This window comes from Mesorhizobium sp. SARCC-RB16n (assembly GCF_008520305.1).
Lineage (GTDB): Bacteria > Pseudomonadota > Alphaproteobacteria > Rhizobiales > Rhizobiaceae > Mesorhizobium.
Genome location: NZ_ML703280.1, coordinates 76804 through 97290, shown reverse-complemented (window position 1 = coordinate 97290; position 20487 = coordinate 76804). Strand labels below are relative to the sequence as shown.

At 62.9% G+C, this 20487-nt stretch carries 21 protein-coding genes; 4 read left to right on the top strand and 17 right to left on the bottom strand.

The annotated features are described in order from the left end of the window. Window positions 1-9 precede the first annotated feature (9 nt). The 5 genes from C7I87_RS24980 to C7I87_RS24960 all read right to left on the bottom strand — a co-directional run bounded on the left by C7I87_RS24980 (window position 10) and on the right by C7I87_RS24960 (window position 5739). The gene (locus tag C7I87_RS24980) at window positions 10-3165 is read right to left on the bottom strand and encodes an efflux RND transporter permease subunit (RefSeq protein WP_149906721.1); all 3156 of its coding nucleotides are present in this window, start codon (window positions 3163-3165) and stop codon (window positions 10-12) included. A 4-nt stretch (window positions 3166-3169) separates the two neighbouring features. Then, window positions 3170-4447: an efflux RND transporter periplasmic adaptor subunit gene (locus C7I87_RS24975; protein WP_149906720.1), complete on the bottom strand. Its 1278-nt coding sequence runs from the start codon at window positions 4445-4447 to the stop codon at window positions 3170-3172. Beyond that, window positions 4431-4613, bottom strand: a complete 183-nt coding sequence (locus C7I87_RS24970; RefSeq protein WP_149906719.1) for a hypothetical protein — start codon at window positions 4611-4613, stop codon at window positions 4431-4433. The genes C7I87_RS24975 and C7I87_RS24970 overlap by 17 nt, the downstream gene beginning before the upstream one ends. A 111-nt stretch (window positions 4614-4724) precedes the next feature. Next, a complete protein-coding gene (locus tag C7I87_RS24965) occupies window positions 4725-4970 on the bottom strand; it encodes a hypothetical protein (RefSeq protein WP_246696398.1) in 246 nt (81 codons plus the stop codon). A gap of 100 nt (window positions 4971-5070) precedes the next feature. Continuing rightward, window positions 5071-5739 (bottom strand): hypothetical protein, encoded by a 669-nt coding sequence (locus tag C7I87_RS24960; RefSeq protein ID WP_149906718.1) that lies wholly within the window; start codon window positions 5737-5739, stop codon window positions 5071-5073. Window positions 5740-5960: 221 nt separating this feature from the next. Here C7I87_RS24960 and C7I87_RS24955 point away from each other — a divergent pair, with 221 nt between their 5' ends. Together C7I87_RS24955 and C7I87_RS24950 are read left to right on the top strand one after the other, a co-directional pair. After that, on the top strand, window positions 5961-6689 hold the full coding sequence (locus tag C7I87_RS24955) for a response regulator (RefSeq protein WP_140762106.1): 729 nt from the start codon (window positions 5961-5963) through the stop codon (window positions 6687-6689). Then, window positions 6686-7927 carry an ATP-binding protein gene (locus C7I87_RS24950; RefSeq protein WP_149906717.1) on the top strand — a complete coding sequence of 414 codons (1242 nt, stop codon included), beginning with the start codon at window positions 6686-6688 and terminating at the stop codon, window positions 7925-7927. The genes C7I87_RS24955 and C7I87_RS24950 overlap by 4 nt, the downstream gene beginning before the upstream one ends. An 83-nt stretch (window positions 7928-8010) precedes the next feature. On the opposite strand, the gene C7I87_RS24945 is transcribed toward C7I87_RS24950, so the two are convergent. From C7I87_RS24945 to minC, 4 genes are all read right to left on the bottom strand, one after another. Next, entirely contained in the window at window positions 8011-9477 is a 1467-nt protein-coding gene (locus tag C7I87_RS24945) for a hypothetical protein (RefSeq protein WP_149906716.1), read from the bottom strand. Between the two features lie 303 nt (window positions 9478-9780). Further along, window positions 9781-10053 (bottom strand): cell division topological specificity factor MinE, encoded by a 273-nt coding sequence (gene minE, locus C7I87_RS24940; RefSeq protein WP_023774842.1) that lies wholly within the window; start codon window positions 10051-10053, stop codon window positions 9781-9783. Beyond that, window positions 10050-10865: a septum site-determining protein MinD gene (gene minD / locus C7I87_RS24935; protein ID WP_015316922.1), complete on the bottom strand. Its 816-nt coding sequence runs from the start codon at window positions 10863-10865 to the stop codon at window positions 10050-10052. Before minD ends, minE begins: the two co-directional genes overlap by 4 nt. Window positions 10866-11023: 158 nt before the next feature. Further along, the gene (minC, locus tag C7I87_RS24930; protein WP_149906715.1) at window positions 11024-11866 is read right to left on the bottom strand and encodes a septum site-determining protein MinC; all 843 of its coding nucleotides are present in this window, start codon (window positions 11864-11866) and stop codon (window positions 11024-11026) included. A 327-nt stretch (window positions 11867-12193) separates the two neighbouring features. Between minC and C7I87_RS24925 the strand changes: the two genes are divergently transcribed. Continuing rightward, the gene (locus C7I87_RS24925) at window positions 12194-14851 is read left to right on the top strand and encodes an HD domain-containing protein (RefSeq protein WP_149906714.1); all 2658 of its coding nucleotides are present in this window, start codon (window positions 12194-12196) and stop codon (window positions 14849-14851) included. Between the two features lie 461 nt (window positions 14852-15312). Continuing rightward, complete coding sequence (locus C7I87_RS24915) at window positions 15313-15810, top strand: hypothetical protein (protein ID WP_149906713.1); 498 nt, start codon at window positions 15313-15315, stop codon at window positions 15808-15810. Window positions 15811-15853: 43 nt separating this feature from the next. Here C7I87_RS24915 and C7I87_RS24910 read toward each other — a convergent pair whose 3' ends face one another. The 8 genes from C7I87_RS24910 to C7I87_RS24875 all read right to left on the bottom strand — a co-directional run bounded on the left by C7I87_RS24910 (window position 15854) and on the right by C7I87_RS24875 (window position 20431). Continuing rightward, a complete protein-coding gene (locus tag C7I87_RS24910) occupies window positions 15854-16003 on the bottom strand; it encodes a hypothetical protein (protein WP_149906712.1) in 150 nt (49 codons plus the stop codon). A gap of 57 nt (window positions 16004-16060) precedes the next feature. After that, a complete protein-coding gene (locus C7I87_RS24905; protein WP_149906711.1) occupies window positions 16061-16348 on the bottom strand; it encodes a PRC-barrel domain containing protein in 288 nt (95 codons plus the stop codon). 211 nt (window positions 16349-16559) lie between these two features. Further along, window positions 16560-16883, bottom strand: coding sequence for a DUF2934 domain-containing protein (locus tag C7I87_RS24900; protein ID WP_149906710.1), 324 nt, complete (start codon window positions 16881-16883; stop codon window positions 16560-16562). A gap of 115 nt (window positions 16884-16998) precedes the next feature. Then, window positions 16999-17598, bottom strand: coding sequence for a BA14K family protein (locus C7I87_RS24895; RefSeq protein WP_149906709.1), 600 nt, complete (start codon window positions 17596-17598; stop codon window positions 16999-17001). Between the two features lie 106 nt (window positions 17599-17704). Further along, a complete protein-coding gene (locus tag C7I87_RS24890; protein ID WP_149906708.1) occupies window positions 17705-18226 on the bottom strand; it encodes a DoxX family protein in 522 nt (173 codons plus the stop codon). Window positions 18227-18460: 234 nt separating this feature from the next. Next, window positions 18461-18940 (bottom strand): tetratricopeptide repeat protein, encoded by a 480-nt coding sequence (locus tag C7I87_RS24885; protein ID WP_149906707.1) that lies wholly within the window; start codon window positions 18938-18940, stop codon window positions 18461-18463. 173 nt (window positions 18941-19113) lie between these two features. Then, window positions 19114-20085 (bottom strand): MBL fold metallo-hydrolase, encoded by a 972-nt coding sequence (locus tag C7I87_RS24880; protein ID WP_149906706.1) that lies wholly within the window; start codon window positions 20083-20085, stop codon window positions 19114-19116. Window positions 20086-20209: 124 nt separating this feature from the next. After that, window positions 20210-20431, bottom strand: a complete 222-nt coding sequence (locus C7I87_RS24875; protein ID WP_149906705.1) for a DUF680 domain-containing protein — start codon at window positions 20429-20431, stop codon at window positions 20210-20212. Between the last annotated feature and the right edge of the window lie 56 nt (window positions 20432-20487).

Genomic DNA, 20487 nt, shown 5'->3' with positions numbered 1-20487 from the left:
TAAAGACCCTTATTGCTGGTTGGCCGTCACCGGCCTTTCGCCCGTATCCTGCCCGGGATCTGGTTTGGCCACCCTGCCCTTGAAGATGCGCCGCACCGTGACGAACAGAAGCGGCACCAGGAACACACCGATCACGGTTGCCGCGATCATGCCGCCCATCACCCCGATGCCGACGGAGTTCTGCGCCCCCGAGCCGGCGCCGCTGGCGATCGCGAGCGGCGTGACGCCGAGGATGAAGGCCAGCGACGTCATCAGGATCGGCCGCAATCGCTGTCGCGCCGCCTCCAGCGTCGCCTCCACCAGCCCCATGCCGGCCGTCTGCCGCTCGATGGCGAACTCGACGATCAGGATGGCGTTCTTGGCGGCCAGCCCGATCGTGGTCAGCAGGCCGACCTTGAAATAGACGTCGTTGGTCTGGCCGAACAGGCTTGCCGCCGCCAGCGCGCCGAAGATGCCGATCGGCACCGACAGCATGACGGCGAACGGGATCGACCAGCTCTCATAGAGCGCCGCCAGGCACAGGAACACGACCAGGGCCGAGATCGCATAGAGCGACATCGCCTGGTTGCCCGAAAGCCGCTCCTGATGCGACAGCCCGGTCCATTCATGCGAATAGCCGGCCGGCAGCTGCGCGACGAGTTTGTCGATCTCGTCCATCGCCGCACCCGAGCTCACGCCCGCTGCCGCCGCGCCCTGGATCTCGACCGCGGCCGAACCATTGTAGCGTTCGAGCCGGGGCGAACCGAATGTCCAGTGGCTGGAGGCAAAGGCCGAGAACGGCACCATGGCGCCGCTGGAATTGCGGACCTGCCATTTGTCGAGGTCCTCCGGCTGCATGCGGAAATTCGCGTCCGACTGCATATAGACCGGCTTCACCCGCCCGCGATCGATGAAATCGTTGACATAGTCGCTGCCCCAGGCGCTGGACAGCGTGTTGTTGATGTCGGCAAGGCTGACGCCGAGCGCGCTGGCCTTTTCCTGGTCGATGTCGACCGAGAATTGCGGCTGGTCCTCCTGGCCGTTGGGACGCGTGTTGGCGAGCAGCTTGCTTTGCGCGGCAAGACCCAGAAGCTGATTGCGCGTCTGGATCAGCGCGTCGTGGCCGGCGCCGTTGACGTCCTGCAGGTAGAAATCGAAGCCGTTGGTGTTGCCAAAACCCTGGATGGCGGGCGGCGCGAGTGCAAAGACCTGCGCATCCCTGATCTTGCGGAAAGCGCCCATCGCGCGGCCGGCGATCGCCTGCGCCGCGGAGGCCGGCGACTTGCGCTGGGCGAAATCCTTCAGCCGCACGAACCCGATGCCGACATTCTGCCCGGCGCCGCCGAAACCGAAGCCGGAGGCGGTGAAGACTCCGTCGACCACATCCTTTTCGTCCTTGAGATAATGATCGGTCACCTCAGCCAGAACGCGCTCGGTTCGGTCCTGCGTCGCGCCGACCGGCAGCTGCACGCTTGTGATCAGGATGCCCTGGTCTTCTTCCGGCAGGAACGAACTCGGCAGGCGGGCGAACATCCAGCCTACGGCGATGACGATGGCGAGGAACACGGCGAGGAAGCGCCAGGACCGGTTGATGATGCCGTGCGAGCCGTCGCGATAGGCCGTCGTGCCGCGATCGAACATCCGATTGAACCAGCCGAACGGGCCTGTCTGCGTCGCATGGTCCTTCGGGCGCCGCAGGATCGTGGCGCAAAGGGCCGGTGTCAGCACCAGCGCCACCAGCACCGACAGCACCATCGCCGAGACGATGGTCACCGAAAACTGCCGGTAGATGATGCCGGTGGAGCCGCCGAAGAAGGCCATCGGCACGAACACTGCCGACAGCACGGTGGCGATGCCGACCAGCGCGCCGGTGATCTCGTTCATCGATTTTCGCGTCGCCTCTTTCGGCGACAGGTCTTCCTCGGCCATGACGCGCTCGACATTCTCGACCACGACGATGGCGTCGTCGACGAGCAGGCCGATCGCCAGCACCATGGCGAACATGGTCAGCGTGTTGACCGAATAGCCGAAGAAGGAGAGCACGCCGAATGTGCCGAGCAGCACCACCGGCACCGCGATTGTCGGGATGATCGTCGCCCGCAAATTCTGCAGGAAGATGAACATCACCAGAAACACCAGCACGATCGCCTCGACCAGCGTCTTGACCACCTCCTCGATCGACAGCCGCACGAAGGGCGAGGTGTCGTAGGGGTAGACGACCTCGACCCCTTGCGGGAAGGTCGAGCTCAGTCGGTTGATCGTCGAGCGCACCGCCTCGGCGGTGCTGATGGCGTTGGCGCCGGTCGCCAGGTTGATGGCGACGCCGGCCGCCGGCTTGCCGTTGTAATGGGCTTGCGTCGTATAGCTCTTGGCGCCGAGCTCGACGGTGGCGACATCGTTGAGGCGGACCAGCGAGCCGTCTGTCTGGCTCTTCAGGATAATGTTGCGGAACTGCTCCGCGGTCTGCAGCCGGCTCTTGGCGGTCACCGTGGCGTTGAGCTGCTGGCCGTTGCGCGCCGGCAGGCCGCCGAGCTGGCCGGCCGAAACCTGCGTGTTCTGCGCCTCGATGGCGCTCGCCACGTCGCTCGGCATCAGCGCGTATTTGGCGAGCTTGTCCGGGTCGAGCCAGATGCGCATGGCATAGCCGGAGCCGAAGAGCTGCGTCGAGCCGACGCCTTCGACGCGCTTCAGCGTGTCGTTGACGGTGGCGTCGACATAGTCGGCGAGATCGGTCGAGTTCATCTTGCCATCGCTGGAGACGAAGCCGATGACCATCAGGAAGCCGGTCGAGGATTTGGAGACGGTGATGCCGTTGCTCTGCACCACCTGCGGCAATTGCGATTGCACCAGCTGCAGCTTGTTCTGCGTCTGCACCTGGGCGGTGTCGGGATTGGCCGAACTGGTGAAGGTCAGCGTGATCGAGGCCGAACCGGTCGAGGTCGACGTCGCCGTCATGTAGTCGAGATTGTCGATGCCGGTCATGCCTTGCTCGATGACCTTGGTCACCGAGTTCTCGACCGTCTGAGCGTCGGCGCCGGGATAGGTGGCGCTGATATTGACCGTGGTCGGCGCGATCTGCGGATATTGCGAGATCGGCAGCGTGGTGAGCGCGAGCAGGCCGCCCAGCATGATCACGATGGCGATCACCCAGGCGAAGATCGGCCGGTTGATGAAAAATCCTGACATCGTCTCAGTTCCCGGTCGAGGCGGCGGGCTGCTGGCCGGTGCTGGCCATCTTGGATGGGGCTGGCAAGGCCGATGTCTGACCGCGGTCCTTGATCTCCCCGGTCGCTTCGTCGATCGTCACTTCGACGCCGGTCGCATCGCCGCCGGGGCGCACGAGCTGCAGCCCCTCGACAATGACGCGGTCGCCATCGCCGACACCGCTATCGACCAGCCAGTTGTTGCCGACCGTGTTGCGCACGGCGAGCACGCGCGTCTCGACCTTGCCCTGCGCATTGATGACCATGGCCGTCGCTTCGCCCTTCGTGTTGCGGGTGACGCCGCGTTGCGGCACCAGGAAGCTGTTCTGGGCGACGCCCTCCTCGACCAGCGCCCGCACATACATGCCGGGCAGAAGCAGGCGGTCGGGATTGGGGAACTCGGCTCTCAAGGCGAAGGTGCCGGTGGTCTGGTCGACATTGGCGCCGGCGAATTCCATCTTGCCGGTCTGCGCATAGATGGTGCCGTTCTCGAGCTTCAGCTTGACGCTGACATTGGGTCCGCTGAACTTCAGCCGCCCTTCCGAAATCGCCTGGCGCAAATTGAGCAGGTTGGTGCTCGACTGCGTGACGTCGACATTGATCGGGTCGAGCGACCGGATCGTGGTCAGCACCGTCTCCTGGTTGGCGGTGACCAGCGCGCCCGGCGTCAGCGTGGACTTGTCGATGCGGCCGGCGATTGGCGCGGTGATCGAAGTGCGGTCGAGGCTGATACGCGCGGTTTCGGCGCTGGCCTTGGCGGAAGCCACATCCGCCTGCGCCTGCGCCAGCGTGGCGGCGGCATCGTCATAATCCTGTTTGGAAACAACGTTCTGCTTCAGGAGGCCTGCATAACGATCGAACTTCGCCTGCGCGGTAGGCACCGCCGCTTCCGCCTTCTGCTGGGCGGCGACCGCGCTGTCATAGGCTGCCTTGTAGCTCGCCGGATCGATGAGGTAGAGCGGCTGCCCGGCCACCACCTCGCTGCCTTCTTTGAACAGGCGCTGCTGGATGATGCCGTTCACTTGAGGGCGCACCTCGGCGATCAGCGAGGCCGCCGTGCGCCCCGACAGTTCGGCTGTGATCGCCACCGACTGCGGATGCACCGTGACGACGCCGACTTCCGGCTTGCCGACACCGCCCATGCCCGCGGGAGCCTTGGCTTGCTCCTGTGAGCAGGCCGCCAGCAGAAGGGCCGCGGCGAGCGCGGCCGTCCAGGGCGCGAGCCGGCGAACCGGCAGGGAGGACTGGCTAGACTGGATGGACATGGCTTGAATGATCTTTCGCTGGAGGTGCGGTGACCGCTTCGGATCGCGCCATGGGGAGCGAGGCCGAACGCCGGCGGTCGGAGGCAAGGCTAGGGACGGTCGATGTCGTGACGAAGGGCCGCGCCCATCCGCGGGCGGCATTGAGCAGTGCTTCGAAGCGGCTCATATCGCGCTCCTTATTCGCGGCTGGAGCGCGCCCGAGGATCGAGTGGCTGGCCGCGATGCCCTTCGCGTCATTATGCCGATCAGCGCCGACATGCCAAGCGCCTTGCCAGTCTCACGCGATCTTGCGGTCATGATTTTCGTCGGGCCGTTGCGAAAGCGGGAGCGACAGGCGCCAGGCCGCGAAGTTCAGCCGGATCGCGCCCTTCAGCGTGTCGGCCGGCAGCGCCGTGTGGCCGGCGCGCCTGGGCAGCGCCGGATAGCCGGTGCGCCTGGCATGGCCGAGCGAAAATTTCGGGGTGGCCGATGCGATCAGCCGCAGCAGCATCAGGGCTTCCCACATTGTCGTGCCTTGTTGCATGGAGGTGAATCCGGGATGGCGCGATCCGCCATCCCGGAAGGAAACCGGCCGGCCCAGGAACGGGTTGGCTACCGGGGCCGGCCGGCGCAGCGGTCAGTTGTCAGCCGTTCCCGGGCCGGGGCGGCGACATCAGGCCATCATTGGGCGGGCCTGCAGGACCGACTGCATCATTCGGCGGGCCGCCCCAGGGACCGGGGGGTGGTCCGTGGGGGCGTTCCGCCGATGCGAGGATTTCGAGTTGTTCTGGTGTGAGCTTGGCGCGCAGTTCGGCGATCGCATCCTTCAGCTTCGCGGCCGAGGCGGCGCGCGCCGTGACGTCGTCGGCCAACCTTTCCTGGAAGGCGAAGGCATCGGGCTTGCCGCCAGGACCCGCATCGGGGCCTTTCGCCTGCGGCGCGCCATCCGGCCCGCCAGGACCGCCGGTGCCGCCCGGACCACGATCAGGCCGCGGCGGCGACAGCACCGCCTGCAGCGCGCTGGTGTAGTCGCGCCAGGCGTCGAGCTGTTCGCTGCGGATGCCGACGCGGGTTTCGAGCGCGGCCAGCCGGGCGGCCAGCATGAATTCCGGCGGCGGCCCCATGCGGCGGGGGCCGAAACCCTGCGGGCCCCAACCTTGCGGACCATGCCGCATCGGGCCATGGTCCGGGCCATCCTGCATTGCCATGACCGGCGGCTCGCCGGGTGCCGCGCCCGGATCGGGCTGCGCCGCCAGCGCGGGGTGAATCGCGGCGGCGGAAAACAGGCCGAGCGCAAGAAGTCTGCTTCGCATGACGGTGCTCCTTTCATCCATGCTTTGGACGTGAGGAGGATAGGAAGCGTGTTTGTCTGCTTCGCGTCGGCGTGTTGCCGAAGGTTTCCGCAAAAGGGCAATTTGTTTCCGAATGTTTCCATGAGCCGGCCAGAAACATTGCGTTGCAATTTTCCATGCCGCTTGCGCGCGCGCTCCCTATAATCAGGACAAGCCCCAGGATCATGGGCAAGGCACGGTACATGCAGTCACAACCCCATATCCTCGTCGTCGACGATGACCGCGAAATCCGGACGCTGCTCGGGCGCTATCTCGACGGCCAAGGTTTTCGCGTCTCGGTGGCGGCCGACCGGCGCGAATGCGAGCAGAAGCTGGCCTCGGGCCAGTTCGACCTGACCGTGCTCGACGTCATGCTGCCGGATGGTTCGGGGCTCGACATCTGCCGCGCCTTGCGCGATCGCAAGCCGCATATCCCTGTGATCCTCCTGACGGCACTGAAGGAAGATGTCGACCGCATCATCGGGCTGGAGCTCGGCGCCGACGACTATCTCGGCAAGCCGTTCAACCCGCGCGAACTCACCGCCCGTATCCGCGCCGTGCTCAGGCGCTCGACGCCCGAGGAAGCGGCGCCCGCGCCCCCGCCCCGCGCCTACCGCTTCGCCAGTTACAGGCTGGAGCCGGACACCCGCAAGGTGACGGATGCGCAAGGCGCGGCCGTCGATCTCACCGGCGCCGAATTCGACCTGTTGCAAGTCTTCCTCGACCGCCCCGGCCGGCTGCTGTCGCGCGACCAGCTGCTCGATCTCACGCAAGGCCGCGAGCGCGACCCGCTCGAACGCTCGGTCGACGTGCTGATGAGCCGGCTGCGCCGCAAATTCACCGACACCGGCGACGGGCCGCTGTTCAAGACCGTGCGCAATGGCGGCTACCAGCTCACCGCGCGGGTCGAGACGGTGGAGGCGCAGGCGTGAACTCGCTGCGCCGCCGCCTCATCCTGTTGCTGGTTGCTTCGATCGTCGGCGTCGTCGGCCTGGCGACGGTGGCCGTGCTCAGCGTGCGCGGCGGCGGGCCGCCGCCGGAACTCGTCGTGCCCTGGGTTGCACAGCAGATGGAGCTCGTGGTGCGGCTGCTGCCGGGGCCCATACCCGATGTGCTGCGGGTGCAATTCAGCGACCGACCGGCCGATGGCAAGGTGGACCGGCAGGAGACGGCGATGCTCAATGATCTGCTGCGCCGCCGAGGTTTCGACTTCGAGGCCATCGTCAGCGAGAAAGCCGACGACCCCACCCAGTTTGCCTCCATGCGCCTGCCCGACAGCCGTTGGGCGATCCTGGAAATTGCCCATATCGATCCGCCCAGGCGCGAATGGCTGGTGCTCGCCGGCTGGATCTCGCTGATCGTGGCCGGCGCCACGGCTGTCTCGGTCTATTTCACTTCGGTGCTGATCCGGCCGCTCGAAATGCTGGAGGCTACTGTCTCCAAGATCGGCTCGGACGGCGTGCTGGCGCCGGTGCCGGAGGTGGGCTCGGCCGAGGTGAAGGCTACGGCGCATGCGCTGAACCAGCTCTCGTCCAGGCTGAAGACGGCCATGGAGAGCCGCATGCGGCTGGTGGCCGCCGCCGGCCATGACTTGCGCACGCCGATGACGCGCATGCGGCTGCGCGCCGAATTCCTCGACGAGGAGCGCGACAAGTGGCTGCACGACCTCGACGAACTCGACCGCATCGCCGACAGCGCCATCCGCCTGGTGCGCGAGGAGGTCAACCAGGATGCCGTCGAGCCGCTGGACCTGGAAAAGATGGTGCGCGACATCGCCGCCGAGATGACCATGCTCGGTCATTCCGTCTCGATCGGGCATCTCGACAAGGTTTCGGTGCGCGCCGGCGCGCTCGGCCTGCGCCGCGCGCTGCGCAACCTGATCGTCAACGCCGCCACCCACGGCAAGGCCTGCACGATCGCGCTCGACCTCGCCGACAAGCGCGCCGTGCTCTCGATTTCGGATGTCGGCCCCGGCATTCCGCCCGACCTCATCAACAAGGCGTTCGAGCCCTTCTTCCGTGTCGACCCCGGCCGCCTGCAATCCATTCCCGGCGCCGGCCTCGGCCTCGCCATCGCCAAGGAAATCATCGAGCGCTACGGCGGCACCGTGACGCTGCAAAACCGCCGGGGCGGCGGGCTGGCGCAGACCGTGGTGTTCGCGGCGGTGTGATTGCGTGAGGCCCGGCCGCATCGTGAAAGGCAGCCCAAAGCCGGGACGCTGCCAGGCAATGGGGCCAGCGACCGCGAAGCGAGCTACGACGTGGCGCGCAGATTCCTGCGGATGGGCCGCCTGTTCGTTGCACGGGCTTTCTCGGCCACCACGGTGGCGATCTCGACCACTTCGCCCTCGCGCGACCGGCCGTTGGTGACCTTGTGGAGCCGCTCGTAGGGCAGCAATTCCTTGATCCGGGCGTTGAGCGACGCGATTTCTGCCCGCAGGTCCTCGCATTCCTGCCGCTGGACATCCCGTTGTATGTCCTCCGACGCCTGTTGCAGCGCCAGCTGCGAAAGATTGGCGTTCGCCCTGGAAAGGCTCAGCTTGTCGGCTTCGTTCTCATGCGTGAGCACGGACAATCTCTCATCGGCGATCTTCTTTTCGGCCACTGCGTCGTCCAGCTCGGTCTTGAGCCTGGCGATCTCGGCGACGGCCGCGCTGTTCTCGTTCGAGGTCCGCTCCAGCCGCGATTCCAGATCTTGTATCTCGGACCGCAATCCACGCATTTCCGTCTGGGCGCGAGCCCGTTCGGCTTCCCAGTCGCCTTCCATCATGCTGGCCGACTCGGTCTTTTCCGCCAGCTTCGCCTGCGTGGCCTCGAGCGCCTTCTGCAGCCGGATCTCCTCTTTCTCGCTCTTGCCGAGCGCCGCCATCAGTTCGGCGAGCCGCGCTGCTTCGCTGGCGTGGACTGCGGAAAGCTCGTCCAGCCTGTGGCGCGCCTGGCTCTCCCGCTTCAGCACCTTGTCGAGCTCGGCCGACAGGCTGACATGTTTCTCCCGCAGCATCTTGCTCTCGCGCAGGCGCCTGTTGGCCTCGACCGTCCTGGCCGTCAGCCGGTTGGCGATGTCGCCGAATTCGGCGTCGCGTTTGGCGTTGGCATTGGCCGTCTCCGTGAGTTCGAGCCTTACCGCTGCAAGCGTTGCGCGAAGCGTATCCCGGTCCTGGACCAGGCTCGTCTCGCGCTGCTGCAGCAATTCGCACGCGCCTTCACGCTCGCGCAGCTTTGCAGCTGTGTCGTGCAGCTTTTCCGACAGCGTTCTCTGCTGCGCGATCAGGCCGGCATTTGCGAGCTCCAGCTCGTTGGCGCGAAGAATGTCGGTGTGGAGGATGTTGAGGAATTCGCGCGTCAGATGGTGCGAGGTCGAAATCTCCGACAATTTGCCGTTGATCTCGTCCAGATAATCCCTGGCGTCGTGGAACATCCCTTCGAAGGCATTCAGCGCCGCCAGCCGGGTCTGCGCATGGGGTGTCAGTCGTGGCGCGGTTTCGGCAGTGTCGGCGTTGCCCGCCCCATCCGGATTGTCCGCGGCATTCGCTTGTGGCGCATCGGCTTGGGGTGGCGAGGCGTCGGCGCCTGACGCGACATCGGGGACATCGTCGCCCTTTGGCGGCTCGTCGAATTCGCTGTCCAGGCTGGCATCCAGGGCGTCCGCCAGATCGTCCTGCAGCTCCTGGAGTGCGTTATCTACGTCTTCAGCACGCTTGATCAGGCTCTTGAAGTTCATACGGAACTCCCTCTTACGCAACAGAACCAAATATTTAATAAACTGCTAATATGTATCCTTACATCCGCTTATTCCGCAAGGGAAGGCCCCGGGGGGAAATGTAAATTTCCGACATTGGCGATTTGGACGCCGCGAGCAGCCAATGCCCGCGTCAGTAAAAGGCGTGTCGGTGGGGCGGCGCCGAGACCACAGAACCCAGGTCGCTCGCCCCATGAAATGGAAACCTACATTTTGGAAGGTGGCGCAGCCCCACCCCGATCCGCGATGCGGATCGACCCTCCCCACAAGGGGGAGGGTAAAAAATTACCCCGCCATGGCCAGCGGCACGGCGCTCTTGTTGGGGATCTGGATGTCGATTTCCAACGTCGACATGGTCTCGCCGCGGTCCATCGAGACCTGGAGGTAGTCCTGGTCGATCTGCACATGCTTGGCGATCACAGCCATGATCTCCTCGCGCAGGATGGAGACGAGATCGGGCTGGCCACGGCTGCGGCGCTCATAGGCGAGCAGCACCTGCAGCCGCTCGCGCGCCACCGGCGCGCTGGTGCGCCGCTTGAAGAGGTCGAGGATGCTCATGCGGCCCTCCTTCCGAGCAGACGGTCGAGGAAACCCTTGCGTTCGAAGGGCACCACCACCGGCAAATCTTCGCCTTCGAGCCGCCTTGCCGCTTCGAGATAGGCCTTGGCAGCGTTGTTGAGCGGCTCCGACAGCGTCACCGGCGAACCGAGATTGGAGGCGCGCAGCACATCCTGGCTTTCCGGTATGATGCCGAGCAGCGGCACCGACAGTATCTCCAGGACATCGTCGATCGAGAGCATTTCGCCCCGCGCGGCCCGCGCCGCGTCATAGCGGGTGACCAGCACATGCTTGGCGATCTGCTCCCCCTGCTCGGCGCGCATGGTGCGGGCGTCCAGCAGGCCGATGATGCGGTCGGAATCGCGTACCGACGAGACTTCCGGATTGGTGACGATGACCGCCTCGTCGGCAAAGCGCATGGCAAGCTGCGCGCCGCGCTCGATGCCGGCCGGGCTGTCGCAGAACACATAGTCGAAGACCGAGCGCAGCTTGTCGATCACCTCGCCGACGCCGTCCTCGGTCAGCGCATCCTTGTCGCGCGTCTGCGAGGCCGGCAGCAGGAACAGCGTGTCGACGCGCTTGTCGCGGATCAGCGCCTGCGACAGCTTGGCTTGGCCCTGGATGACGTTGACGAGGTCGAACACCACGCGCCGCTCGGCGCCCATGATCAGGTCGAGGTTGCGCAAGCCGACGTCGAAATCGACCAGCGCCACCTTCTTGCCGGTCTTGGCGACGGCGGCCCCTAGTGCGGCCGTCGAGGTGGTCTTGCCGACGCCCCCCTTGCCCGATGTGACGACCACTACCTTGCCCATGGAAAAAGCCTCCGTTGCCTGTTGTTGTTGCCGTGCGCCGCACGGTCAGAGCCTGCCATCATGCCATCCCAAACCGGTCCGAAGCTTGCGCGCGGCGATCTTGCCTCGGCGCCTGCCCAGGCCGGAACCGTGAAACCGGGCGTCAGCACCGCGCCGCCCTAGTTCAGCGGCACGACGGCGAGCATGTCGCCCTCGAGGAAGGCCTGCACCGCCTTGCCGCGCGACACGCCTTCCATCTCTTCGGCCGTCGTGTACCAGCCATCGACAGAGATCAGTTCCGCCTCGTTCTTGCGGCAGAAGATGCGCGCCGACCTATTGCCCTGCGAGCCGGCAATGGCCCGGCCGCGCAGCGTGCCATAGACATGGATCGAGCCCGCCGCGATGATTTCCGAGCCGGACGCGACCGAGCCGAGCACGATGACATCGCCATGCGGATGGAAGATCGACTGGCCCGAGCGGATCGGCGACTTGACCATCAGCGTGCCCGCCTGCACCGCCTCCACCGCGCCGGCTTCCGCCGCCTTGGCCGCCTTGCCCTTGCCGGCCTCGGCCTTGATTTCGATGGGCCTGCCCTCTGCGGGTTTGCCGGCATCCTTGCCGCGCTCCGAAAACACCGTCTCCAGCTTGCCGGCTTCATCAGCCGCCTCCGCCTTGCCCTTGCGGCCGGAAAGCAGGCCGTCCGAAGTCGCCTCCTTGGCGCCGGAGAGCAGCGGCGGCAGGTCGAGCCCGAGCGAAGCGCCTTCGAGCTCGATGGCATAGACCCGGATACCGCGCGCACCGAGCGAAGCGACCAGCAGCGCGATATCGGCGACCTCAGGCTTCAGCGTGTTCAAATCGAGCACCACCGGCCGCCCGGCAAAATACCCCGGCGAATTGCCGATCCAGTGATCCAGCCCCTCCAGCCAAGCCGCAATTGGCGCCTCCGGCGTGAGCGTGAAGGCCACGAAAGAACGGGCGCGAAAGCGAATGGATTTTGTTTCGACGGGGGCGGCAAAGGTCACGGCCAGCGAATCCTTACTGAGAGGTAAACGCTAGGGTGGGAATGGTTAACGAATGGTTAATGCGGAGGGGGTGAGATAAGCGTTGGAAGCCTATTTTCTGGCACCACCCTAGGGGGAATTCGGCTTCATTCTATGACGGTAGAAGTTGAAGTTTTCGGACGGGCGTGCCCGCAGCGGTTCGCCACAGCCGACGTAACGCCAACTTAGTCGCTTAAAAACTAGCTAGCCGCTTACGAATCCCGTTTTTCATAGTTCCGTTCGGTTGTTAGGAGAAAAATCTATTGTACAACGGCTTTGCGACTCGGAATTTTGCTTAAGCAGGAAGCTATGCCAAAACCCTACGAAAAAACGCAGCTATGGCGCGCATCCTTTGGAAAGATCGCCGACGATGATGAAGCGACCACCCATCTTGTTGAAATGTATTCAGTTGCTTGGGAACGCGCGTGTTCGCTCGCAAAGCGTATCGCAGCGGATGCGGAGGGCTTGACGCTACATGATGAGGCTCACTTTACACGCCTATGGGAATGCGCTGACATCATTGTTGGAAAGAAATACAAGCTGTCGCCAATCGAAACGTTCATCTTCGGTATCGCGATCCTTATTCATGACGCAGCCCATACCGTCCTTGCCTTCGAAGGCGGGATACGGACCCTAATCAAGACACCGGAATGGAAGGATGCGCTTGCCTCCAAGATGCAGGGGGATCAAAGTAATAGGAACGACGACCTTGCGACTCTATCCATTGGGCTGAGAAAGGCTGTGTTGTTCGATGTGCTGAGAGCGCTGCACGCGCGGCAGGCAAAAAACATTCTCAGCGCCACATTTAAACACCCGGTACTTGGCGCCGATTTTTACCTTCTTGACGACCCGACGGTCCGATCTCATTTCGGCCCGCTAATTGGCGAAATTGCAGCAAGCCACCACTGGAGCATCTCAAAGCTGGAATCCCTGGGGCGCCAGAAGAATCCTATTCCTCCTTATCATAAGCGCGGACTAATTCGTCCAATGGTACTTGCAGCTTTGATACGAACAGCCGACGCGATTCAAATCGATGCTGCGCGTGCACCGGATTTCGAGTTTGCCCTGCTTCAACCTGAAGGAGCTTCCCTCGACCACTGGACCGCCCAGAATCGATTGTCCATTGCGCCTGACTCCCAAGACCCCAGTGCGCTCATGGTCACCAGCTCCGTGCCATTTAATGAGAAGGAAGCGAGAGCTTGGTGGATTGCTTTCGATCTCGCGAACACCGCTGATCGCGAATTACGCGCCTCTGACCAAGTCCTCCGTGATGCCTCCCTACCGCCGTTCGAAATCACGAGAGTTAAGGATATTTCTGACCCTAGGCGTTTTTCAAAGCACGTTCAAACCGACGGATGGGTTCCTATCGACGCAGAGGTACGGATCAACGACACCGGCAAGATAGTGCAAATGTTCGGCGGCAGAGGACTATACGGAGACGACGACACCGTCCCCCTGAGAGAATTGATACAAAACGCCGTCGACGCCGTTAGAGCGCGTAGGGTTTTGGAAAGTGAGTTCGCCGGCAAGCTAATGATCGACCTTCGGCCAGGTCAGAATGAATCGGGGGAAAATGGTTATTGGTTGCGAGTGGCAGACAACGGTATCGGTATGTCGTCTGCGGTTTTGACAGGGCCTTTCTTAGCTTTCGGCGAAAGCGGTTGGTCGTCTTGGACATTGCGGGAGGAGCGCCCGGGTTTCCTCGGGAGTCATTTCAAGAAGATTGGCCGTTTTGGAATTGGTTTTTTCTCGGTCTTCATGATCAGCCAAGAAATCAACGTAACCACGCGACCGTTTGACGCCGGATCTTCAGCGGTACGAACGCTCAGTTTCAGTTCCGGCTTAGCGTTGCGTCCGATCGTTAAGGAAGGCGCCTCAGACTTCCAGATGAGTTATTCTACCGTAGTCGATATTTTTGTCTCGTCAGATACGAAAGACAAGATCCTGCATCGAGACAACCAGACGCAGGTGTACGAAGACGGAAAATCTTACTTGCGACCCGCTACGAAGTTTACTCTTCCTGAACTCGTCGAAATGCTATGCCCAGCGATCGATGTTGATATTTTTATCAAACAAGATCCTGACGAAGAAATTCATAAAATCGCATCTAATTGGGTAGAAGAAAACGGCCAAAATTGGCTTCAGAGAATTAATGGCGTAAAAACAAAGGATATTCCTGAAGCTATTATAGAAAATTTAGAAATAATCGAACCTATAATTTTCGACGGGCAAATAATTGGACGCGCATCTTTGAATCCGTCTGGCGCCAAGCTTTCTGTATACACAATTGGAGGGCTCGGTAAGAAAAAACAGGGTCATGTCGACCATGGAAGGCAATTCGTTGGCTGTTTGGACCTGTCACCGCGCGGACCTCGACGCGATTCTGGCGACTTGCTGTCGCGGCCTGTCATCGAGCAATGGGCGACTGGCCAAGTCAAAAAATGGCTTGCCACTGACATTGACGCTCGCGAGCGCAATTTCATCTCGGCACACGCCGCACATTTCGGCGGCGACCCTTTGGCCATCGCAAATTGCCTCGTGGACAATGAGTGGTTGACGGTTGCTGATGTCTTCGAAAAACTTTTGGCGAATGAGTTGATTTACGCACCCATCAAACCAGCTGATCATCAGCGTGATCAATGGGCAATTATGGGCACGGTAAACCATAGTTCTGGATTTGTTATTCCCGAGGACGAAGTTGAAGTTACCTTGAAAAATGTCCTTCTTGCAGGTGATACCGCCGGCACTCAAGCATATTGGGTATTACCAGAAGATAGTAAGCCTGCGCCATTAAGCTTCATCGGATGCCTTGGTCGCTACGCTAAATCAAAAGGCAAGCACCTAGTCTTCGAAGGCGGCAACGTAGATTTTGGACTATATAGCGGCGAGAATTCCCGAATACTGCAGTTAAAAAATGGACAGCGGCTTATGCTGCCTGGGATATGGTTGTCTTTGGCATCGCTATAACTTGAAGAGAGGGGCCTTTACCTTTGGCTGATGGCGAGCCCCATCGTGCCCCCCTCACCCCCTTTTAAAATACTGCACCTCCCGTTCATGCTTCTCCGCCGCCTCCCGCGTATCGAACGTCCCCAAATTCCGCCGCTTCCCCGTCTTCTCGTCCTTCTTCCTTGAATAAAGCCGGTATTTTCCACCTTTCAGTTTGCGGATCATCTCGCCAGTCAGGATTTGGCCTCGATCAGAATTTCCCATGGCTATCGGCCTTCCCCGGGAAGGTGCACCCCTCACCTCATCCGCCGATCCAGGGGTCTTGATTGCTGCTCGATGATGGGCGCAGCCAGGCCGCAAGATCCCGGACCTGTCGGCCAAACGACGCCCTCCCGGTCGGCTGTCTCGCCCCGTGGAGTTCGAGAACGCAGCTATGCTAGGCTCCATCGAGCCGCCTGAAGCTCAGACCTGCGGGGCAAGTCATGTTGGATCAATGGAATAATTTCTTCGTCATGGTCGGCGGCGGCGCGGCAGGGCTTGCCGGGTTGATCTTCGTCGCGATCTCGATCAACCCCGAACGCATTGTCCGCAACACAACGCACAAGAACCGAGCAATCAACATGCTGTCGGGCTTCAGTGCGATTTTCATGGCATGCAGCCTTGCGCTTCTGGGAGGTCAATATCTGCCGGCACTCGGCCTCGAATGGCTTTTCCTGTGGCTCATCGCGACATTCATCTTTGTCAGAGGGTATGTCGTGGCCATCAAGTCGGGGATGAGTTCCATCGGGCTGACCGCCCCCCGGCTCGCGGGCGGCACGATGTGTTACCTTGCTGAAGTCGCAGGCGCGATTCTGCTCGTCCTCGGACACAGCGCAGGGCTCTACATCGCAGCCCTTGGGGCGATCGTTTTGTTCGCCTTCCTCATTTCGGGCGCATGGCTGCTTATCATCGGCATCTACGAAGAGCCGGCGAAAGAATGAGCGCACGCCCGCCGATGTAGGGGCGAGCACCAAACAATTCCCCTCACCCCCGCTTAAAATACTGCACCTCCTTCTCATGCTTCTCCGCCGCTTCCCGCGTATCGAACGTCCCCAGATTCCGCCGCTTCCCCGTCTTCTCGTCCTTCTTCCTTGAATAAAGCCGGTATTTTCCGTCTTTCAGCTTCCTGATCATCGGTCTCTCCCTTGGAAAAGACGAAGGGCCCGGCCGTCGCCGAGCCCCTCTCAATTCTCAGTCGCGGTGTTCGGGCATGGCTTTCAGCTGGTCCTTGGTCCAGTTGGTCACGGCGTGGACGTCGCCGTCCTCGTCGCGCATGAAATCGAGTTCGCTGGCGGCGACGGCGACGGGCTTGGCGCCGATGCCGAGGAAGCCGCCGACATCGATGACGACCAGGCCGCTGCCATGCATATGGTCGATGGAGCCGATCTTCTCGTCGTTGGGGCCGTAGATGGCCGCGCCTTCAAGCGTGTCCGGTGTCAGTTCGGCGGGGCGGAGCCTTACGTGATTGGCGTGGTCCATGAGTGCATTCTCCTTCGGGGTTGGGACAGGGTGAACCTCCGAGGCGGCCAAGGGTTCCGACCGATTTCATGTCGCTGATGCCTTGGGATAATACCGGCCAGAAAGCACCACTCCGCCGGCATTGGCTGCCGGCGGCGCGGCGCTTTTGTGCGCTGGTCAGGGCAATTCCAGGAAAAGCGTGAAACGGTTTTTCCCTCGGGAATTGCGTGACCTAGCCGCGCTTCCTCGCCTTGAGGCTGCGCGCGGCCTGCTCGATCGCGGCGCGGTCGGTGCCGAGGCGGTCGAGCAGCTCCTGCGCCTCGTCGCCCGATATGCCCGCGCGCATGGCCAGCTCCTCGACTGCCAGCACGTCCGTGCTGGCGATCTCGCGTGTCCGCGGCAGCGCATCGTCCGCCGTCAGCGGCAGGGCGGCTTCCCTGTCGATCTCCATTTCGGCCTGATGCCAGTGGCGGTCATGGTCGCCATGCGCCCCGCCTTCGCGTTGCCAGATCTCGTAGGCGCGGGTCCTGATCTTGTCGTCGCGGTCGTCGCTCATATCCATTCCTCCACTCATGTGAGGCATGAACGCCGCGCTGGTGCGAACGATCCAAAAAATTTGCGTGATCGTCGGAGATCACAAGGCGCCTTCAACGCGCGCCCGCACCAGGCGGCTACTCGCACTGGCGCCTGGGTCCGCCGGAATATGGCTGGTAGCTGTTGTCCTCAGGCCGGTAGGAGCGGTAGCGGCTGAAGCAGGAATCGACATGGTCGGCCGAAAGTCCCGTCGTGGCGGCCGAAGCGGCGTCGCCCGTCTCGGCATAGCTGACCGCCGCCGTAGGCTGCGTACCCTGGTCGGCGCCGGCGTCGAGATAGGGCGAGACGCAGGGGCGCTGCCGTCCGCTATAGGACATGTAGCTGTTGTCGTCGGGATGGTAGGAGCGGTAGTGGTCGGCGCACCACTGGAGATGGGACGCCGGCAGCGCGTCGGCTCCAGTCGCCGGCGCGATCGAGCCGGTCGCGGTCGGGTCAGGTGCCTGGACCTTGGCCACGGGATCGGGCGGCGCGGGCTGGTCCGCCGGCAGGCGCTGGAGATTTTGCGCCGCCTTGTTCACCGGCCGCGCGTCCCTGGTCCACAGCTCGGCCACGCTGACGGTCGGCCTTGCCTCATGCGGGGACTTGGCGGCCAGCAGCCAAGCGGCAAAACCCAGCCCACTGCCGAAGACCGCAAGCGTCAAGACGAAGCCGCTAACCAGTGCCAAAATCGCTTTCACGTCACGCTCCTTCAGTCCCTGCTTATAGAAATGCGGAGCATCAAGGCTGGTTCCAGCACAGTGCGTGCGGCAAGCCTGCGTGGACGGCGCGCGGGCTCAGCTCCCCTCAAACCGGAAGCCTCACCTCCAGCGAAAACTGGTTCTCGACCGCCAGCAGCGCCGCCACCATGTCCTTGTCGCGCCGCCGCTGCTGCAAGTAGGCAGCCAGGAGCCAGTCCAGCGAGATCCGGCCGGCGCCGGCGACGGCCAGGACGAACATGCCGCCTGATATCGCCAGATCCTTTTCGAAATTCAGCAACTCGCTCTGGCTGGCGAAATTGGTGTGGAACAGTGTGGCCGTTGCCAGGCAGAAGAGGCCGAGGCCGATGGCTCCCAGCCGCGTCAGCACGCCCGTCGCCACCGAGAGCCCCGCCCCCAGTTGCAACGCGATGGTGGCGACAAACAGCGGCAGACCAACGCCTTGCGCGGCCATCGCCTTGGCGGCGCCGTCGAAATGGGTGGCCAGTGTCATCCCCTCATGCAGGAAGATGAAGGACATAAGCAGGCGCCCGACAAGCAGTATCACATCCCTGACATAGAGTCTGGCGGCGAGGGCGTACAGCTTCGCGGCGCGTTCGTTCAGGGTCATGGTCGGGCTCCGATATTTTTACACCGTGCGGGCACGCGCGGGGATGGCGCTTGCCGAAAGTGATGCTTGAAAGGGCCGGAGCCGGCCTGAGGGAGAGGTGCCGGCTCCGGCAATGGGCGCCAGCCACGAGCGCCCGAACTGGGGTGTTGGGGGACGGGTTAGTGCCAGGCCCCCATCCGGCCGCTTCGCGGCCACCTCTCCCCCACGTCCGTGGGGGAGAGGAAATAGGTAGCGCTACTTCGTCACCTTGGTGTCGATGGCCTTCTGCAGGTCGGAAAGCTCGTCGCAGCCGGCGGGGCAGAGTTTCTGCAGCGAGGCCAGTTGCTCATTGGCCTTGGCCATGTCGCCGGTCTCGACGTAGAGCTCGCCCAGATATTCGCGGGCCGCCTTGTGGTCGGGCTTCAGCTCCAGCGCCTTGTTGTAGTAGGTCAGTGCGGTGGCGGTGTCGCCGGTCTTGCGCAACGTGAAGCCGAGCAAATTGTAGACATCGGCCTGCTGGTTGTCCTGCGCCAGATCACGCAGATCGGCCAGCGCGCCCTTGTAGTCCTTGGCGTCGATCTTGGCCTTGACGGCGGTGAGGTCGGGCGCATCGGCGCCCTCGATGTCGTCGACAGCATAGGCCGGCATGATTGTGGCGACGGGAACGACGGTCAGCACGGCAATGGCGCCGAGCAGGCCGAACAGGGCGTTTCTGCCCAAAAGGATCTGTTTCATTGCTGTCTCGCTTGGTTGGGTGCTGACGTTGAGAGACCGTTTCGAAATTCGCTCTGGCGAGTCATTTGATGGTGGTTTCGAGAACCGTAGCGCAGCGGACGTTTGGGTCCGTGAGCAACGGAAGCGCAGAAAACGCCTTCAGATGGCCGCCAGAGTAGAGTTTCCAAACGGTCTCAAATTTGGACCGGAGTGAAGCCATAGGCATTGCCGTCTTTCACGAAGACGCCGGTGCCTGGGAACGGGAAGTGCGAACCGGAGATGCGGATGTTGTCCGCGATCACCCGGTCGATGATCTTGTGGCGCGTGGCGATCGCCGTCGGCCCGTCCTGGTCGTAGCTGCCCTGCCATTCCGGATGCGGCGCCAGCAGAGCCGGCACATACATGGTGTCGGCCGAGATCATCAGCTGCTCCTTGCCGGAATTGGCGAGATAGACGGAATGGCCGGGCGTATGGCCGGGTGCACCGATGATCTGGATGCCGGGCGCGACCTCGGCGCCGTCCTCGACCAGCTTCCAGTTCTTCCATTTCGGGAAGTTTTCGGCGATGCGCTTGCCCGCCGGCTTGCGGCCCTCGGGCAGCTTGGCCAGACGGGCGGGATCGGTCCACCAGCTATATTCGGTGGCGTTGACGATCAGCTCGGCATTGGGGAACACCGGCGTGTTGGTGCCCTTCTCCATCAGGCCCCAGACATGGTCGGGGTGGAAATGCGAGATCATGATGGTGTCGATCGCCTTGTAGTCGATGCCGGCGGCGGCCATGTTGGCCGGCAGATGCGTGGCGTTGGCTTGCCACTGGCCGACGCCGGAGCCCGCATCCATCATGATCAGCCTGCCGCCCATCTTGAGCACGGCGACGGTGAGCGGAATGGGCATGAAGTCGGTGGTCAGCCCCGCCTTGGCGAGAGCGGCCTTGGTGTCGTCGACGGAGACGTCCTTGATGAAGGCCGGGTCGTGCGGCTTCTTCCAGATGCCGTCATAGACGGCGGTGACCTCGATGTCGCCAACCGTGTATTTGTAGAAGCCGACGGCGGGTTCCAGCGGCGTCTGCGCGAAGGCGGGCCGGGTGAACTCAAGCTTGCCGGCAAGGCCGAAAGCGGCAGCGGCGGCGGCGGATTGAAGCACTGTGCGGCGTGACATGCTGAACATGGCGTATTCTCCTATGGGGTGGCGGTGGCGGTGGCGGCGCTGGTGACGGAGAGCCACGCCACATGGCCCTCCGTCCTGATCGCGGACGGGGTCAGGACCTCGAAGGTGGTCCGAACCCCTGAACTCAGTTGCCCCAGATGCCTTGGCCTGGTTCGTCCGCATCGGATTTCATCGCCGCCTGCATGCCATGGCGGACCACGTCCGTCTTGGCGGTCGAGGCGGTGTATGTGTTGTCGACGGTGGCGCGCGTCTGGTCGGTGGCGCGGGTGTCGAAATGGTCGCTGCCGGCAAAGGCGGAACTCGAGGCAAGCAACATCGCGGCCACGCTGAGAGCGAGCTTGGTCATATCGGTAAATCCTTGTTTCGTTTCCTAGGGGTCGCGGACCGCAAGATTGCCCCGCT

Coding starts and splice junctions, on each gene's coding strand:
- C7I87_RS24915 (WP_149906713.1), top strand. CDS start 15,313: ATGTTGGATCAATGGAATAATTTCTTCGTCATGGTCGGCGGCGGCGCG.
- C7I87_RS24925 (WP_149906714.1), top strand. CDS start 12,194: ATGCCAAAACCCTACGAAAAAACGCAGCTATGGCGCGCATCCTTTGGA.
- minD (WP_015316922.1), bottom strand. CDS start 10,865: ATGGGCAAGGTAGTGGTCGTCACATCGGGCAAGGGGGGCGTCGGCAAG.
- C7I87_RS24875 (WP_149906705.1), bottom strand. CDS start 20,431: ATGACCAAGCTCGCTCTCAGCGTGGCCGCGATGTTGCTTGCCTCGAGT.
- C7I87_RS24945 (WP_149906716.1), bottom strand. CDS start 9,477: ATGAACTTCAAGAGCCTGATCAAGCGTGCTGAAGACGTAGATAACGCA.
- C7I87_RS24890 (WP_149906708.1), bottom strand. CDS start 18,226: ATGACCCTGAACGAACGCGCCGCGAAGCTGTACGCCCTCGCCGCCAGA.
- C7I87_RS24960 (WP_149906718.1), bottom strand. CDS start 5,739: ATGCGAAGCAGACTTCTTGCGCTCGGCCTGTTTTCCGCCGCCGCGATT.
- C7I87_RS24910 (WP_149906712.1), bottom strand. CDS start 16,003: ATGATCAGGAAGCTGAAAGACGGAAAATACCGGCTTTATTCAAGGAAG.
- C7I87_RS24900 (WP_149906710.1), bottom strand. CDS start 16,883: ATGAGCGACGACCGCGACGACAAGATCAGGACCCGCGCCTACGAGATC.
- C7I87_RS24880 (WP_149906706.1), bottom strand. CDS start 20,085: ATGTTCAGCATGTCACGCCGCACAGTGCTTCAATCCGCCGCCGCCGCT.
- C7I87_RS24885 (WP_149906707.1), bottom strand. CDS start 18,940: ATGAAACAGATCCTTTTGGGCAGAAACGCCCTGTTCGGCCTGCTCGGC.
- minE (WP_023774842.1), bottom strand. CDS start 10,053: ATGAGCATCCTCGACCTCTTCAAGCGGCGCACCAGCGCGCCGGTGGCG.
- C7I87_RS24975 (WP_149906720.1), bottom strand. CDS start 4,447: ATGTCCATCCAGTCTAGCCAGTCCTCCCTGCCGGTTCGCCGGCTCGCG.
- C7I87_RS24965 (WP_246696398.1), bottom strand. CDS start 4,970: ATGCAACAAGGCACGACAATGTGGGAAGCCCTGATGCTGCTGCGGCTG.
- C7I87_RS24955 (WP_140762106.1), top strand. CDS start 5,961: ATGCAGTCACAACCCCATATCCTCGTCGTCGACGATGACCGCGAAATC.
- C7I87_RS24905 (WP_149906711.1), bottom strand. CDS start 16,348: ATGGACCACGCCAATCACGTAAGGCTCCGCCCCGCCGAACTGACACCG.
- C7I87_RS24970 (WP_149906719.1), bottom strand. CDS start 4,613: ATGAGCCGCTTCGAAGCACTGCTCAATGCCGCCCGCGGATGGGCGCGG.
- C7I87_RS24980 (WP_149906721.1), bottom strand. CDS start 3,165: ATGTCAGGATTTTTCATCAACCGGCCGATCTTCGCCTGGGTGATCGCC.